Source organism: Paenalcaligenes sp. Me52 (genome assembly GCF_050487965.1).
Lineage (GTDB): Bacteria > Pseudomonadota > Gammaproteobacteria > Burkholderiales > Burkholderiaceae_B > Paenalcaligenes.
Genome location: NZ_JBKQFO010000008.1, coordinates 1 through 1,088, shown reverse-complemented (window position 1 = coordinate 1,088; position 1,088 = coordinate 1). Strand labels below are relative to the sequence as shown.

Sequence of the window (1,088 nt, the reverse complement as noted above, 5' to 3'; positions counted from 1 at the left end):
TTCCTGCGCCAGACCAAACAGCATACGGCTGGTAGAGAAGACGCCGCTGTTAGCGGAAGACGCCGCAGAGGTCAGTACCACAAAGTTGATCACACTTGCGGCAGCAGGCAGCCCCACCAACACGAACAGTTCAACAAACGGGCTTTTCTCCGGGACTACCGAACTCCACGGCGTCACGGACATAATCACAATCAGCGCGAAGACGTAGAACATAATGATACGGATCGGAATGGAGTTAATCGCGCGTGGCAGTGATTTCTCCGGATCTTTGGTTTCCGCAGCTGTTGTACCTACCAGCTCAATCCCCACGAAAGCGAAAACCGCTATCTGGAATCCGGCAAAGAAGCCACTTAAACCTTTCGGGAACCAGCCGCCATCGTTCCACAAATGCGCGAATGACGCTTCCACACCAGTCGGTGACTGAAAGTGCATCGCCACCATGACCAGGCCGACGACAATCAGCGACACGATGGCGACGATTTTGATCATCGCAAACCAGAACTCCATCTCACCGAACATTTTCACGGTGGCAAGGTTGAGCGTCAGCAGCAGCACTATCACCGCCAGCGAGGCGACCCAGTCGGAGAGATCGGGGAACCAGAACTGAGCATAAGCCGTGATCGCCACCACGTCTGCCATACCGGTTACAACCCAGCAGAACCAGTAAGTCCAGCCGGTGAAATATCCTGCCCACGGCCCGAGTAAATCGGAAGCGAAGTCACTAAAAGATTTGTATTCCAGATTCGAAAGCAGCAATTCCCCCATTGCCCGCATCACGAAAAAGAGCATAAAACCAATGATCATATAAACGAAAATGATCGACGGCCCGGCAAGGCTAATCGTTTTGCCGGACCCCATAAACAACCCCGTACCAATGGCACCGCCAATGGCAATAAGCTGAATATGTCGGTTTGTGAGATTGCGCCGTAGCGACTGTTCAGCCGGAGCCTGATCATCGGCAACGACTTTTACCTGATCTACCATGTTTTTTTCTTCCTGTACCTGTCTGTGTTGTTCAGGCTCTACGGCCTTTAGTCAGTCTATGATACGACGAATCTGTATCGGGACTCATCGATATTAGGTAACAA

Annotated in this window: 1 protein-coding gene; it reads right to left on the bottom strand. The window is 51.8% G+C overall.

All coding sequences use genetic code 11. The features are described from left to right. Nucleotides 1-984: amino acid permease (locus ACLO87_RS16650; protein WP_430224323.1), on the bottom strand; the 984-nt coding region annotated here is incomplete at its 3' end. Nucleotides 985-1,088 lie beyond the last annotated feature (104 nt).